Source organism: uncultured Granulicatella sp. (assembly GCF_963521425.1).
GTDB lineage: Bacteria > Bacillota > Bacilli > Lactobacillales > Aerococcaceae > Granulicatella.
Map to the genome: position 1 here is coordinate 92,866 of NZ_CAUQUN010000003.1, position 14,490 is coordinate 107,355.

Annotated in this window: 11 protein-coding genes; 9 read left to right on the top strand and 2 right to left on the bottom strand. The window is 33.6% G+C overall.

Going from position 1 to position 14,490, the window contains the following annotated elements:
- The first annotated feature begins 37 nt into the window (after window positions 1-37).
- From RWO76_RS01720 to holA, 3 genes are read left to right on the top strand one after another with little or no spacing between them, the layout of a single operon-like run.
- Window positions 38-700: a ComEA family DNA-binding protein gene (locus RWO76_RS01720; protein ID WP_314353893.1), complete on the top strand. Its 663-nt coding sequence runs from the start codon at window positions 38-40 to the stop codon at window positions 698-700.
- A complete protein-coding gene (locus tag RWO76_RS01725; RefSeq protein WP_314353894.1) occupies window positions 697-2,943 on the top strand; it encodes a ComEC/Rec2 family competence protein in 2,247 nt (748 codons plus the stop codon). The genes RWO76_RS01720 and RWO76_RS01725 overlap by 4 nt, the downstream gene beginning before the upstream one ends.
- 59 nt (window positions 2,944-3,002) lie before the next feature.
- Entirely contained in the window at window positions 3,003-4,040 is a 1,038-nt protein-coding gene (holA, locus tag RWO76_RS01730; protein WP_314353895.1) for a DNA polymerase III subunit delta, read from the top strand.
- Between the two features lie 53 nt (window positions 4,041-4,093).
- Here holA and rpsT read toward each other — a convergent pair whose 3' ends face one another.
- Complete coding sequence (gene rpsT, locus RWO76_RS01735; protein WP_006703518.1) at window positions 4,094-4,348, bottom strand: 30S ribosomal protein S20; 255 nt, start codon at window positions 4,346-4,348, stop codon at window positions 4,094-4,096.
- A 236-nt stretch (window positions 4,349-4,584) separates the two neighbouring features.
- Between rpsT and uvrB the strand changes: the two genes are divergently transcribed.
- The 5 genes from uvrB to RWO76_RS01760 all read left to right on the top strand — a co-directional run bounded on the left by uvrB (window position 4,585) and on the right by RWO76_RS01760 (window position 11,995).
- Window positions 4,585-6,561 carry an excinuclease ABC subunit UvrB gene (gene uvrB, locus RWO76_RS01740; protein WP_314353896.1) on the top strand — a complete coding sequence of 659 codons (1,977 nt, stop codon included), beginning with the start codon at window positions 4,585-4,587 and terminating at the stop codon, window positions 6,559-6,561.
- Between the two features lie 16 nt (window positions 6,562-6,577).
- Window positions 6,578-7,183 (top strand): MmcQ/YjbR family DNA-binding protein, encoded by a 606-nt coding sequence (locus RWO76_RS01745; RefSeq protein ID WP_314353897.1) that lies wholly within the window; start codon window positions 6,578-6,580, stop codon window positions 7,181-7,183.
- Between the two features lie 79 nt (window positions 7,184-7,262).
- Window positions 7,263-8,258, top strand: a complete 996-nt coding sequence (locus tag RWO76_RS01750) for an aspartate-semialdehyde dehydrogenase (protein WP_314353898.1) — start codon at window positions 7,263-7,265, stop codon at window positions 8,256-8,258.
- Window positions 8,259-8,514: 256 nt separating this feature from the next.
- Window positions 8,515-10,260 (top strand): ABC transporter ATP-binding protein, encoded by a 1,746-nt coding sequence (locus RWO76_RS01755; RefSeq protein WP_314353899.1) that lies wholly within the window; start codon window positions 8,515-8,517, stop codon window positions 10,258-10,260.
- The gene (locus tag RWO76_RS01760; protein ID WP_314353900.1) at window positions 10,250-11,995 is read left to right on the top strand and encodes an ABC transporter ATP-binding protein; all 1,746 of its coding nucleotides are present in this window, start codon (window positions 10,250-10,252) and stop codon (window positions 11,993-11,995) included. The genes RWO76_RS01755 and RWO76_RS01760 overlap by 11 nt, the downstream gene beginning before the upstream one ends.
- 81 nt (window positions 11,996-12,076) lie before the next feature.
- On the opposite strand, the gene RWO76_RS01765 is transcribed toward RWO76_RS01760, so the two are convergent.
- Entirely contained in the window at window positions 12,077-14,020 is a 1,944-nt protein-coding gene (locus RWO76_RS01765) for an ABC-F family ATP-binding cassette domain-containing protein (protein ID WP_314353901.1), read from the bottom strand.
- A 256-nt stretch (window positions 14,021-14,276) separates the two neighbouring features.
- On the opposite strand from RWO76_RS01765, the gene RWO76_RS01770 reads away from it, so the two are divergent.
- On the top strand, window positions 14,277-14,490 hold a 214-nt coding region (locus RWO76_RS01770), incomplete at its 3' end, for a winged-helix domain-containing protein (RefSeq protein WP_314353903.1).

The following is a 14,490-nucleotide window of genomic DNA, read 5'->3' on the forward strand; positions in this document are numbered from 1 at the left end:
GTCATTTTTTTCGTATCTATAGTTAGAGGAGGGGAAAATGATGTTTTATTTTTTTATGCAAGTGAAAAGGTGGTTGATGGAATATAAAAAGGTTCTGTCAATTATTGGTGGTGTGTTAGCAGTTATCGTTATTATCTTTGTAGGAAGAGGAATGATGGCTTCACCTACGAAAGAAAAAGTAATGGTAACGAATGCTGTGAATACAACAAGAGTGGAAGAAACAACTGCGATGATGCCACAAAATTGTTATGTGGATATTAAAGGAGAAGTTCTTCACCCTGGAGTGTATGAGTTTTCTTGTGAGAGTCGTATGCAAGAAGTGATTAAAAAGGCAGGAGGATTTACAAACGAGGCAGATGAAACAAAAATTAATTTAGCACAAAAAATTACCGATCAAATGCAAATTATTGTCCCTAATTTACATTCCAAACAAGAAGGTGGAGTGACAGAGGAAACTTCAGGAAAAGCAACTTCCTCTAATACGACTCTATCTAACTCAAAACAAGGAGTTATCAATATTAATACAGCAACTTTGGAAGAATTACAAACGATAAAAGGAATCGGAAAGAAAAAAGCAGAAGCCATCCTACAATATCGAAAAGAACATGGAGCGTTTCGTTCAAAGGAAGACTTATTACAAGTGAAAGGGATTGGAAAGAAAGCTTTAGAAGCGATTGAAAGCCAAGTGACTTTCCAATGAAGAAGTGGATTTGGATAGCGGTCTTAGAAATTATATTAGGAAGTTTAATCTTTTCTGAATCTTCGCTGTTTTTAAAAGGGATTTATGTTTTGATAGGAATATGGACGTTCATTCTTCATTTTAGAAGTAAACAACAGATGTTCTGGGTAGTTATTTTCCTCATTTTTGTTGGATTACGTTCTTATCAAGTTTATCATCCTAAAGTTGTTCCTGAAGGGGAGTTGTCCGGAATCATCAGATTAAATCGAGATGATTTGAAAATCAATGGAGACTTTGTAACGGGAATTGCTGAATTAGAGTTGACTTCTTCTAAACATCAAGTGTTATTCCAATATAAAATGCATTCAGAAAAAGAGAGAGCCTTATTTGAGGAAGAGGAAGCGAATCTCACTTTATCCGTAATAGGAAAGAGTAAACAGGTGAATGAACCTAAAAATAGAGGGGATTTTAATGAAAAAAGTTATTATCGGAGCATTGGGATTCTACGTGTATTTGAAGTCAGAGGGTTTAAACAAATGACAAATGCTCCTTCATGGATGTCGCTATTTCAAAATTGGCGTAGAAAATTTTATTTAAAAATAAATGCTCAGCCAGAAAGTTTTGTCCGTACCTATGCTTTATTATTACTGTTCGGAAAAACGAAAGATGCGGATGCAACAGTAATAGGGCATTATAAGAGACTTGGCATCATGCATGTTTTAGCTATTTCAGGGCTTCATATTACATTATTTATTCATATGCTTGAAAAAGTATTATGGAAATGGAAAATTTCTCGAGAAACAAGTGTTACTGTTATCATCATTGGATTAGTCATTTATGGCTACTTTATTCATTGGAATATTAGCGGCACACGAGCGATTTTGATGTATGTTTTAGCGCAAATATCCAAGAAGTTTCATTGGAAACTGACAACAGCGGATTGTTTAGGAATCATATTTTTACTGTCACTGTTTTATCGAGCGAGTATCATTGAAAATGTAGCTTTTCAACTAAGTTATGGATTAACAGCTATTTTATTATTGACGAGTTATTTTGCCAAACATAATCTTCAAGGAAAATGGAAGAAAACCATTTGTATTGCTTTTTTGACGCCTATGCTTGCCTTGCCATTGATTTGTCACTATTTTTTCACGTGGAATATTTTAAGTGTGTTATTAACTGGTTTAGTTGTTTTGTTGTTTGAAAGTATCCTTATTCCAGGAATTTTGTTCTATGCCTTAGCAGTAGTATTAGATTGTGTGTGGATTTCTAATGGCTTAGTTTTCTTTTTAGATACGTTATTAAATGGATTGAATCAAATCTTTTCTTTTTGTGAGCAATTTTTATTTTTACGATTTACATTTGGTATCTGGTCAGCAGTAGCTTGGATGTTGTATTGGGGTATTCTTTATGCAGCTCTTGTTTGTTATGAAAAATCATGGTTTCGTCCTTATTCAAGTATCGTTTTTGCGTTTTGTTCTTTTATGATTGCGCTTAGCGTTCCTTATCATCTACAGGAGCAAATCATCTTTTTAAGTACAGGTTCGCAGGTTTCAGTATTGTGTATTCCAAAAGGATTTAATGATGCTACTTTAATAGTAAGAGGAGGAAATTCATTCATAGATTCTAAGGGGAGTGTCCTTCATAAACAATCATTTTCTAAAACTGTTACGAATAATGTTTTAGTCGAAGGAATTTCTCAGTTGGATTCCATTGTACTAACGAATGCTAGTGTGGAAGATAGTGAGGATTTAAAAGAATTAATACAAGATTTTTCCGTAGGTGAGGTCGTCATTTCTAAAAATTCATCTGAAAAAAGATATTTTGGAAAATTGGATGATTCAACACAGTTTCATGAAGTAGGAAAGAGACAGCTAAATTCTGGAGTACAATGGGAATTGATTCCGGAGAATGAAAGTAAGAAGAGCGTTCGAAATTCCATTTTTACAATTCAAGGAGAACGAATACTCATAGTAGAAGATAAGATAAATACTCTATCTCATAAAGCTGAAATTGTCATAGCTACTAAGAAAAATACAGAGGTAATTGAAAAAGCAAAAGGCTTTTCAAAAATGCAAACGAAAACTTTACTATTAGAAAAAGGAAGAGGAACGGTGAAATCACATCTTAGTTCACGCTTCTTAGATCAGTTAGAACAACAAATACCTCATATATGGATTTCAGAAGAAGATGGAGCAGTTCATATGATGCAAGAAAAAGGCGTACGAAAATTCCATACGATAAAAAGTCATAAAGACGAGTGAAACCATGGACAAAAAGAACACTTCACGATACACTAGACTAAGAGAAAGGGGAGTCATGAATGGAATTTCAAAAGAAAATAGAAGAAATTAAATCGGGGAAATTGTCGCCCATTTATATTGTTCAAGGAAAAGAAGATTATTTACAAAATTGGGCAAGACAAGTATTTTTAGAATCCGTAGTGGCTCCTGAAGATCAAGAATTAAATGTCGGTCGTTTTAATATGGAAGAAATTTCTGTCCAAACAGCCATTGAGGATGCAGAATCTGTCCCATTTTTTGGAGATAGACGTTTAGTGATGATTGATAAACCCCATTTTTTAACAGGTGAAAAAGAAAAATCAAAAATTGATCATCAACTTGAAAGATTACAGTTTTATTTAGAAAATCCCTTAGAGTCTTCTGTCGTTGTATTTTTTGCACCTTATGAAAAGTTAGATTCTCGTAAAAAAATCGTGAAGCAATTAAAAAAAGTAGCAGTCTTATTAGATGCTTCTTCATTAGAAGAAAAAGATGTTAGAGCGATGGTCCAACATAAAGTACAAGAACAGGGCGTTTCGATGGAAACGTCAGTTCTACAGTTATTTTTAGAAAAATTACACTATTCTCTAACCGATGCGATGAGAGAAATTGATAAGTTAATCTTATCTGCTATGGATACGAAAGTGATTGATAGTGACTTAGTGGCAACATTAGTTCCAAAAAGTTTAGAACAAAATATTTTTGAACTAGGAGAAGCCGTCCTTCGAAAAGATAGTAAAGTAGCGATTGAAATTTATCGAGATTTACTATTACAAAAAGAAGACCCGATTAAAATGAATGCCATTTTATTAGGGCAGTTTCGCTTATTATTACAAGTAAGCTACTTACAAAAAGAAGGCTATCACGAGCCTGAAATGCAAAAGGTATTAGGGATCCATCCATACCGTGTAAAACTCGCTCTAGGGCAATCTAGAAAATTTTCGATTGCTTTATTAGAAGCAGCGTATCGATTATTAGTAGAAACAGAGTATGCTTTGAAAACAGGACTTGGAATGAAAGAATTGCAATTAGAAACATTTATTTTGAAGTTTTGTCAAAAGAGTGTATCAGCAGGTTGAAATGAAAATAAAAAGTACAAAAAAGGCCCGAGAATCATTTCTCAGGCTTTTTATTATTTGCTTAATTTTGAAGCAAGACGTGATTTATCACGAGAAGCTTTGTTTTTGTGGATTAATCCTTTAGAAGCAGCTCCGTCGATTGCTTTGTGAGCAGCACGTAATAATTCTTCAGCATTTTCAGCACCTTCAGCTACTGCAGCTTCAAATTTTTTGATAGCAGTACGCATAGCAGAAGTTTGTGAGTTGTTTGCTAGTGTTGACTTTTTGTTTGTACGAACACGTTTGATTTGTGATGCGATATTTGGCAATGGGTTCACCCCTCTTTCTTACATTTATATAATCACTGATCAGTTGTCTCCAACAGGAATTATTATACAAAAGTCCTTATAAAAATGCAAGTCTTGCGATGAAATAGTATATAAAATAAGTGGATTTGGAGGACTTTTCTGTCATTAAAGAATCCATATTTTGATAATTCACTCTTGTTTGTTTTCCACTTCGAGCATGCTATACTATTTAGGAATATGGAAAAAGGAGTGGACGAATGGATCATTTTGAATTACATTCTCCCTATCAACCGCAGGGAGATCAACCACAAGCGATTAAAGAATTAGTCTCTGGAATTTTAGAAGGAAAACATGAACAAACCTTACTAGGAGCAACAGGAACGGGTAAAACTTTTACGATTGCTAATGTGATTAAAGAAGTGAATAAGCCTACTTTAGTATTAGCGCACAACAAAACATTAGCGGGGCAGTTGTATGGAGAATTAAAAGAATTCTTCCCGAACAATGCCGTAGAATATTTTGTATCTTATTATGATTATTACCAACCTGAAGCCTATGTTCCTTCTAGTGATACTTATATTGAAAAAGAATCTAGCGTCAATGATGAAATTGATAAATTACGCCATTCTGCTACAAGTGCTTTGCTTGAAAGAAGAGATGTTATTGTTGTAGCTTCTGTTTCATGTATTTATGGATTAGTAAATCCTGAAAATTATAGAGAGCATGTTCTATCTTTACGAGAAGGAATGGAAGTTGAAAGGAATCAGTTACTCACTCGATTAGTAGAAATGCAATTTGAACGTAATGATATTGATTTTCGAAGAGGTAGTTTTCGAGTAAGAGGAGATATTGTAGATATTTTTCCTCCTGGTCATGATTCTTCTGCTATTCGTGTAGAATTTTTCGGTGATGAAATTGAAGCTTTAAAAGAAATTGATGTTTTAACAGGAGAAGTGAAAGCTACCGTAGAACATGTACCTATTTTCCCAGCAGCTCACTTTGTATCAAATGAAGATGAAATTAGTCGAGCAGTTTCTACGATTAAAGCAGAATTGAAAGAACGCTTAGAAGAATTAAGAGAAAATAACCAATTATTAGAAGCACAACGATTAGAACAACGAACGAACTATGATATTGAGATGTTACTAGAAATGGGCTATTGTAATGGAATTGAAAATTATTCAAGACATATGGACGGAAGAAAACCAGGTGAAGCACCCTATACCTTATTAGACTTCTTCCCAGAAGATGCCTTATATGTTGTTGATGAATCTCATATTACCATGTCACAAATTAGAGGAATGTTTAATGGAGACCGAGCTCGTAAAGAACAGTTAATTCAATATGGATTCCGATTACCGAGTGCTTTAGATAATCGACCATTACGATTTGAAGAATTTGAAGAAAGAATTCCACAAATGATTTATGTTTCTGCAACTCCAGGACCTTATGAAATGGCTCATACTCCAACCGTTACAGAACAAATTATTCGACCAACAGGTTTATTAGATCCATTAATTGAAGTGCGACCTATTAATGGACAAATTGATGACTTAATCCGTGAAATTCATGACCGAATTGAAAAGAATGAACGGGTATTTATTACGACATTAACCAAGAAAATGTCAGAAGATTTAACCGATTACTTAAAAGAAGTCGGTATTCGTGTGAAATATCTTCATAGTGATATTAAAACACTAGAAAGAACAGAAATTATTCGAAATTTACGTCTAGGTGAATTTGATGTATTAGTCGGTATTAACTTATTAAGAGAAGGATTAGATGTACCGGAAGTATCACTTGTTGCCATTTTAGATGCGGATAAGGAAGGATTTTTAAGAAGTGAACGTTCCTTAGTTCAAACAATTGGACGTGCTGCAAGAAATGCGAATGGTCGGGTAATTATGTATGCTGATAAGATTACGGATTCTATGAAATATGCCATTGATGAAACCAATCGTCGTAGAAGTATTCAAGAAGCTTATAATAAAGAACATGGTATTACTCCAAAAACGATTCATAAAAATATTCGTGATTTAATTGCAATTACTCATGTAGTGGAAAAAGAAGAAACACCTAAGACTGATTTCAAACAAATGACGGCTCAACAAAGAAGAGAAGCCATTGAAGTGATGGAATTAGAAATGCGTGCTGCAGCTAAAGACTTGAACTTTGAAAAAGCGGCACAAGTTCGAGATATGATATTAGAACTTCGAGCGCAATATAAATTATAGGAATAAGGATAAAAAAATGAAATGGACATTAACTTCTGATTTAAAAGAATATGAAGGGAAAACATTTCCTAGCAAAATAGAAGGATTTTATTTTTATATTGAGAGTGCTTCTGTCGAAAAAGGCTTAGAAATTATTGTAAAAGATGAATTTCATGAACGGTATTCATTATTTGATGTGATAACTACAAATAGTAAAATTGCAGAGCAATTAAGGCAAGAAGCGGAAGAGATGGTATTTCAATGGTGTTATTCAGTGGATACATATTTAGTAGCTTTAAAAGAAAAATGGAATCATTGGATATTGGAGAATGTTACGCCTTATTCAGCAATGCCCTTTAAAAAATCAGCAGCTACAGTATACAATGTGAAAGAAAACGGAAAATGGTATGCATTAATGATGGAAATTCCATTTAGTAAATTAGGAATTACAAGTAATGAAATAGCACTGATTCTAAATGTAAAGATTTCTCCAGAAGAAAAGGAAACTCTCCTACCAAAAGAGGGAGTGTTTGAAGCATATCATATGAACAAAAAGCATTGGATTTCGATTGCATTGAATGTTTGTAAGGATGAAGCATTCATACAGAAGTGTGTTGTAAATAGCTACAAATGTATTCGTTAAAAGGACAAATTCTTTACATTTTTTGAAACATTCGATATAATTTTCATCACATAGACTTATAGTAAAGAGGAGATTCATTATGGTAAATATTGCAATTGTAGGTGCAACAGGTGTTGTAGGTACAAAAATGATTGAAAGATTAGCAGAAAGTAACCTTCCTGTGGAAAATTTATATTTATTAGCTTCTGCTCGTTCAGCAGGAAAAGTATTACAATTTAGAGGAAAAGATTATGTTGTCGAAGAATTAACAGAAAATTCTTTTAAACGTGAGATTGATTATGCGATTTTCTCTGCTGGTGGAGGTACTTCATTAAAATTTGCTCCAATCGCAGAAAAAGATGGCGTGATTGTTATTGATAATTCAAGTGCATGGAGAATGGATCCTGAGATTGACTTAGTAGTTCCAGAGTGTAATGCACCAACATTAGAAAGAAAAATTATTGCGAATCCAAACTGTTCTACAATTCAATCAGTAGTGCCATTAAAACCACTACATGAAGCGTTTGGCTTGAAGAGAGTCGCTTACACAACTTATCAAGCAGTATCTGGTTCAGGACAAGCAGGGATTAATGATTTAGTCAATGGAGAAAAAGGATTAGCGCCAACAAATTATCCTCATCCAATTTATAATAATGTATTACCGCATATTGATGTTTTCTTAGAAAATGGTTATACAAAAGAAGAAATGAAAATGATTCAAGAAACTCGTAAAATTTTAGGGTTAGAAGAATCAGTGGCAATTACTGCAACTTGTGTGCGTGTGCCTGTTATGAATTCACATTCAGTAGAGATCAATGTCACTTTTGAAAAAGATACTACTCCAGAAGAAATTCGTGAAATTTTATCAAAAGCTCCTGGTGTCGTAGTAGTGGATAATCCTGCTAATAATGAATATCCAACACCTTTAATGGCAACTGGGCATGATGAAGTGTTTGTTGGAAGAATTCGTCGTGATATTTCTCAACCAAATAGTTTCCATATTTGGTGTGTAGGGGATAATATTCGTAAAGGTGCAGCAAGTAATGCTGTACAAATTGCGGAGTTAATTGAAGAAAAAGAATTGCGTAGAAAATGACTTCCCTGAAGTAGCACTAGGACGCCAGAAGCCCCTTTCGGGTCTCTTGGCTAAAAATTGAGCCTGGGTCTCAATTTTCCCTGTACTAGAAGCCGGTTTGGCTTCTAGTACTCGTGCTACTGCGAAAAGTCATTTTCTATTTTAGGAGATGTGTAATGAGAAGGCGTATGAGAGTATGCCTTTTTTGCATATATTTGCATTTTTTATAGACTTTGTTACAATTTAATTATTAAATTTTTGGATTAGGAGTAAGAGTTTGAAGACATTATGGAAATATGTTCGTTATTATAAAAAAGAAAGTTTGCTAGCACCTTTATTTAAATTGTTAGAAGCCAGTTTTGAACTATTTGTGCCATTAGTGATGGCTCAATTAATGGATGTTGGAATTACTCAAAATCGCCCGTCTTATATTTTAATGATGTGCGGTTTGTTAATTCTTCTTGCGGTGATTGGTTTAATCGTTTCGATTACTGCACAGTATTTTGCTGCTAAATCAGCGACTGGCTTTGCTAAGAAATTACGTTATGCTTTATTAGAAAAAATTACAACATTAGATTTTTCAACCATTGATCAACTTGGAACAGATTCACTGATTACAAAAATGACAAGTGATATTCAACAAGTTCAAACAGGTTGGAATTTATTTTTACGCTTATTACTTCGCTCACCTTTTGTAGTTGTAGGGGCAATGATAATGGCATTTATTGTAAATGTACAAGCAGCTTGGGTATTTGTTGTAACGATTCCTATTTTAGCCATCATTATTTATGCTATTTTATTAAAAACCATTCCTTTATTTACAAAGGTACAAGAAGGAATGGATCGTATCACTCAAAAGACAATCGAGAATTTAACGGGAGTGAGAGTTCTTCGGGCTTTTAATCGAGTAGAATTTGAACAACATACGTTTCAAAATGAAACAGATGCATTAGCGAATCAACAAAAATTCGTCAGTCATCTATCGAGTTTAACGAATCCAATGACGATGATTATTATTAATATTGCGATTATTATGTTATTACAATTAGGAGCTGTACAAATTGATACAGGAATCTTAACAAAGGGACAAGTTATTGCGTTAGTCAATTATATGTCTCAAATATTATTAGAGCTTATTAAATTAGCAAATCTAACGATTCAAGTGACACGTTCCATTGCTAGCGCTAAGAGAATTGAAGCAATATTGACGATTGAACAACATGATGAGTTTGCAGAAGAGATGGACAGTTTATCTTCAACAGAAGAGAAAGATATTGTACTTTCATTTGAAAATGTTTCTTTGAAATATGAAGGAGATAGTCATGAAGTGCTAGAAAACTTAACTTTCTCTGTAAAAAAAGGGGAAACTTTAGGGATTATTGGTGGAACAGGAAGTGGGAAAACTTCACTGATTTCATTGATTCCTAAATTTTATCGACCAACAAGTGGAACGATTCGTATGTTTGGGCAACCCCTAGAAACTATTCCAACAGAAGAATTAAGACAGAAATTAGGGATTGTTCCACAAAAGGCAGCTTTATTTAGAGGAACGATTGCTGAAAATTTAAGATGGGGAAAATCAGATGCTACAACTCAAGAATTATATGAAGCCTTAGAAATAGCCCAAGCAAAAGAAATGGTTGAACAAAAACCAAATCAATTAGAGTATGTATTGGAACAAGAAGGAAGAAATCTGTCCGGTGGACAAAAACAACGCTTGACGATTGCTCGAGCAATGGTTAGAAAGCCAGAGATTTTAATATTAGATGATAGTTTTTCTGCTTTAGATTATGCAACAGACGCAGCATTAAGAAAAGCTATTGCAAAAGCTCCATTTAAACCAACAACAATCATTGTCTCTCAAAGAGCGGCTTCAGTGATGCAAGCTCATCAAATTATTGTGATGGAAAAAGGAAAAATCGTTGGAATTGGAACGCATGAAGAGTTACTGGAAACAAATGCGATTTATCAAGAAATATATGCCTCACAATTTCAAAAGGAGGAACAGCCTCATGAAGCATGAAAAAAGGGAAGTGTATAAAAAATTATTTCCTTATTTAAAACCATATCGTTTTATCTTACTATTTTCTCTGTTTTTAGCAATAATTAGTGTGTTATCTAGTGTATGGATTCCAAAAGTAATTGGTCAAAGCATTGATGCTATGATAGGAGTTGGTGAAGTACAATTTTCTATTGTAACAAATGGCTTATTATGGATTTTTGTTTTAGCACTCATTAGTATGGTGAGTCAATATGTGATGAGTTTGTGTCATAATCATATTGCTTATGGCATGGTGAAGTCATTGAGGGATGATGTTTTTATTCATTTATCTAAAATACCCTTAAGTTACTTAGATTTAAAAGCCCATGGTTCTCTTCAAAGTATTGTTATTTCGGATACAGAACAAATGGCAGATGGATTGTTATTAGGCTTTTCTCAATTATTTACAGGAATCTTAACGATTATCAGTACATTATTTTGGATGTTTAGTATTCAACTGACAATGACAGTAGTAGTTCTTCTTTTAACGCCTATTTCATTTGTCGTTGCATCCTTTATTGCTAAAAAAACATATGATTTATTTCATGACCAATCAACATTAAGAGCGGAACAAACAGCCTTTACTCATGAAACGATTACTGGAATAAAAGTAGTTCAAGCGTATAGTCAAGAAAAAAATGTATTAGAAACTTTTGATAAAATGAACGAAAATTTGGCGAACCGTTCTTTAAAAGCTATTTTCTATTCTTCGATTACGAATCCAGCAACTCGTTTTGTGAACAGCTTAGTGTACACCGTAGTAGGATTAGTGGGAGCATTTTTTGTATTGAAATCTCAATTAAGTATTGGACAATTGGCAGCATTTTTAACGTATGCAAATCAGTATACAAAACCTTTTAATGAAATTTCAGGTGTGATGACTGAGTTTCAAAATTCAATTGCTTGTGCAAGTCGTGTATTTGAATTGATGGAAGAGCCTATTGAATCTGAAGAAGAAAAAGAAATCCAATTACCAGAAATGATTAAAGGAGAAGTGCTATTTGAAAATGTGTCATTTTCTTACCAAAAAAACCAATCACTGATCGAGGATTTTTCTTTAGAAGTAAAACCTGGAGAAAAAATTGCGATTGTGGGACCAACTGGAAGTGGTAAGAGTACACTTATTAATTTATTAATGCGATTTTATGAAGTAGATAAAGGGAATATTACAATTGATGGAATTTCTATAAAAGACATGAGTAGACAGCAACTCAGACAATTATTTGGAATGGTCTTACAAGAAACATGGTTGCAATCGGGGACCATTCGAGAAAATTTATTATTAGGAAATCCCAATGCAACCGATGAAGAAATTCAACAAGTATTAATGCAATGTCAATTAGATAAAATGATTGAAAAACTACCAAAAGGATTAGAAACACCTCTTCATCGACAAGGAGAAGACTTCTCACAAGGGCAGCGACAACTCTTGTCCATTGCTCGAGTAATGCTAAGTAAGCCATCGATGCTGATTCTTGATGAAGCAACTTCTTCTATTGATACAAGAACAGAGTTGAAAATTCAACAGGCCTTCCAAACATTAATGGAAGGGAAAACAAGTTTCATTGTGGCTCATAGACTTTCAACGATTCAAAATGCAGATAAAATATTAGTGTTGAAAGATGGGCAAGTCATTGAACAAGGAATACATGAAGAACTAATTGCTCAGCAAGGGTTCTACCAACATCTTTATCAAAGTCAATTTATGAATGAGTAAGAGTAAAAAAGACTTTTCTTCAGTAGCAGAACATGTCGTAAGCTACGAGGAAAAGTCTTTTGATTTATTTGAGAGAAGTCATTAAGTTTGGAATTCTTCTAAAGCTAAGCTTGCTTCTTCCCATTCTATCATTACTTCTTCTAATGATTCATTTAAGGTTTGTAAAGTTTGTTGAAGTTCTGCTGAACGAGTAGGGTTCGTATAAACTTCTTCTAATGTTAATTCTTCGTGAACGGAAGAAATTTCTTGTTCGATTTGATGTAGTTTTTCTTCAAGTTGTTCTACCTGTCTTGTTAGAGTACGAAGTTGTTTTTGTTCTTCTTTTGAGCTTAAGTAATTTTTCTTTGTATCGGTTAAAGCTACTTCTGCTTGAACGACAGGAGTGGCTTCTTCTTGTTTTAAGGCTTCAAGCTCTTGTTTCTTTTCAATATAGTAATCGTAATCTCCTAAATATAAGGTACTTCCTTCAGGAGTGATTTCTAAAATAGAAGTTGCCACTTGATTAATGAAATATCGGTCGTGTGAAACAAAGCAAATTGTTCCATCATATTCAATGAGCGCTTGTTCAAGAACTTCCTTACTATCGATATCTAAGTGGTTCGTAGGTTCGTCGAGTAATAAGAAATTATCATGTTCTAATGAAAGTTTTGCTAAAGCAAGTCTTGCTTTTTCTCCCCCACTTAATTGGGCAGTGGATTTTTCAACATCTTTTCCTGAAAATAGGAAACTTCCTAAAATCGTACGAATATCTTTTTCGGGCATCGTTGTATGTCGGCTCCAAAGCTCTTCTAAAACGGTTGTTTTAGAGTTTAATCCACTTAAGTTTTGATCATAGTAACCGACTTGAACATTAGCCCCTAATGAACTTTCTCCTGAAATCCATGGAATTTCTTGCGTTAGAGATTTTAAAAATGTTGATTTACCAATTCCGTTTGGACCAACAATCGCAATGGCTTCTTGTTTGCGGATGTTTAAATTGATTGGTCCCGCTAGCGTTTGCCCGTCATATCCAATAAAAGCATCTTGCACATTTAACACTTGATTCCCAGATTCTTTTTGAACAGAAAATGAAAAACGAGCGGACCTTGAATCTGACTGAGGTTTTTCGATGCGTTCCATTTTTTCTAATTGTTTTCTACGGGATTGTGCTCGTTTCGTCGTAGAGGCACGAACAATATTTTTCGCAACAAATTCTTCTAATTTTTGAATTTTCTCTTGTTGTTTTTCATAAGCTTTTTGTTGTAGTAAGAATCGATTTTCACGTTCAGTAACATAGTATGAATAATTTCCCTTATAATATTCGCAAGTGTGATGATGAATTTCATAGACTTCTTGACAGACTTTATCTAAAAAGTATTGGTCATGGCTCACAATTAGTAGTGATACCGGTGAAGATTTTAAGTAATCTTCTAACCATGTTAATGTTTCGATATCTAAATGGTTGGTAGGTTCGTCTAAAATTAAGACGTCATGTTTTTCTAATAAAATTTTAGCTAATGCTAGACGAGTTCTTTGTCCGCCGGATAATTGTTGAATAGGTTTATCATAATCTTCAGGATAAAATTGGAATCCATGTAAGACAGAGCGAATTTCACCTTCATAGCCATAGGCGTTCATTTTATTTAATTGTTCTTGTAAATCATCGTAACGTGTTAATGTTTGTCGGTAGAGTGATTCATTGGCTAATACGTCTGGATTTCCTAATTTATCAGCGATTAAAAGAGCTTCCTTTTTTAAAGCTTCAACTCCTTTAAATAATTCTATCATTTCTTCCCAAATTGTATTTTCAGAATGGACTGAAGCATATTGATCTAAGTAACCGATGGAAAGGTCTTTTTTCTTACTGACCATTCCTAAACTAGGTTCTTCAATTCCGGCTAAAATTTTTAATAATGTTGATTTTCCTGTTCCGTTTCTTCCCACTAATGCAATACGAGAACGTTCTTGGACTTCAAGGGAAATATTTTCAAATAGTACATCTGGGCCAAAATGTCTAGCTAGCCCTTGACCTTGTAATAAAATCATGTCATAATCCTCTTTCTATGCAGTTTCAAATTTATTCTATCATACATATGGTAAGGACAAAAGTTTTTAATGTTCTTTATTTAAATGTAAGATTGAGAAAAAATCACAATATGCTTGAGATGTGAATATTTTAAGGAATATGTATAATAAAATGTACAAATGTAATAATTTTATGTAAAAACAAGCATATCGCTTGTGAAATATATGAAACTTATGCTAGAATATTTATGAAATTTGATATAAAGGAGATTGAAAAATGAAAAAAATTGAAATTCCAAAAGCTACGGCAAAGCGCTTGGCAATTTATCATCGTTATTTAAGATTTTTACATGATGCAGGAAAACGTCGTATTTCATCAACAGAATTAAGTGATGCTGTAAAAGTAGATAGTGCGACAATTCGTCGTGACTTTTCATATTTTGGAGCGTTAGGAAAACGTGGTTATGGTTATGATGTGGAGTATTTATTAG

Bases quoted from the DNA above. Each gene is read 5' to 3' on its own strand.
- RWO76_RS01720 (WP_314353893.1), top strand. From the start codon at position 38: ATGATGTTTTATTTTTTTATGCAAGTGAAAAGGTGGTTGATGGAATAT.
- RWO76_RS01725 (WP_314353894.1), top strand. From the start codon at position 697: ATGAAGAAGTGGATTTGGATAGCGGTCTTAGAAATTATATTAGGAAGT.
- holA (WP_314353895.1), top strand. From the start codon at position 3,003: ATGGAATTTCAAAAGAAAATAGAAGAAATTAAATCGGGGAAATTGTCG.
- uvrB (WP_314353896.1), top strand. From the start codon at position 4,585: ATGGATCATTTTGAATTACATTCTCCCTATCAACCGCAGGGAGATCAA.
- RWO76_RS01745 (WP_314353897.1), top strand. From the start codon at position 6,578: ATGAAATGGACATTAACTTCTGATTTAAAAGAATATGAAGGGAAAACA.
- RWO76_RS01750 (WP_314353898.1), top strand. From the start codon at position 7,263: ATGGTAAATATTGCAATTGTAGGTGCAACAGGTGTTGTAGGTACAAAA.
- RWO76_RS01760 (WP_314353900.1), top strand. From the start codon at position 10,250: ATGAAGCATGAAAAAAGGGAAGTGTATAAAAAATTATTTCCTTATTTA.
- RWO76_RS01765 (WP_314353901.1), bottom strand. From the start codon at position 14,020: ATGATTTTATTACAAGGTCAAGGGCTAGCTAGACATTTTGGCCCAGAT.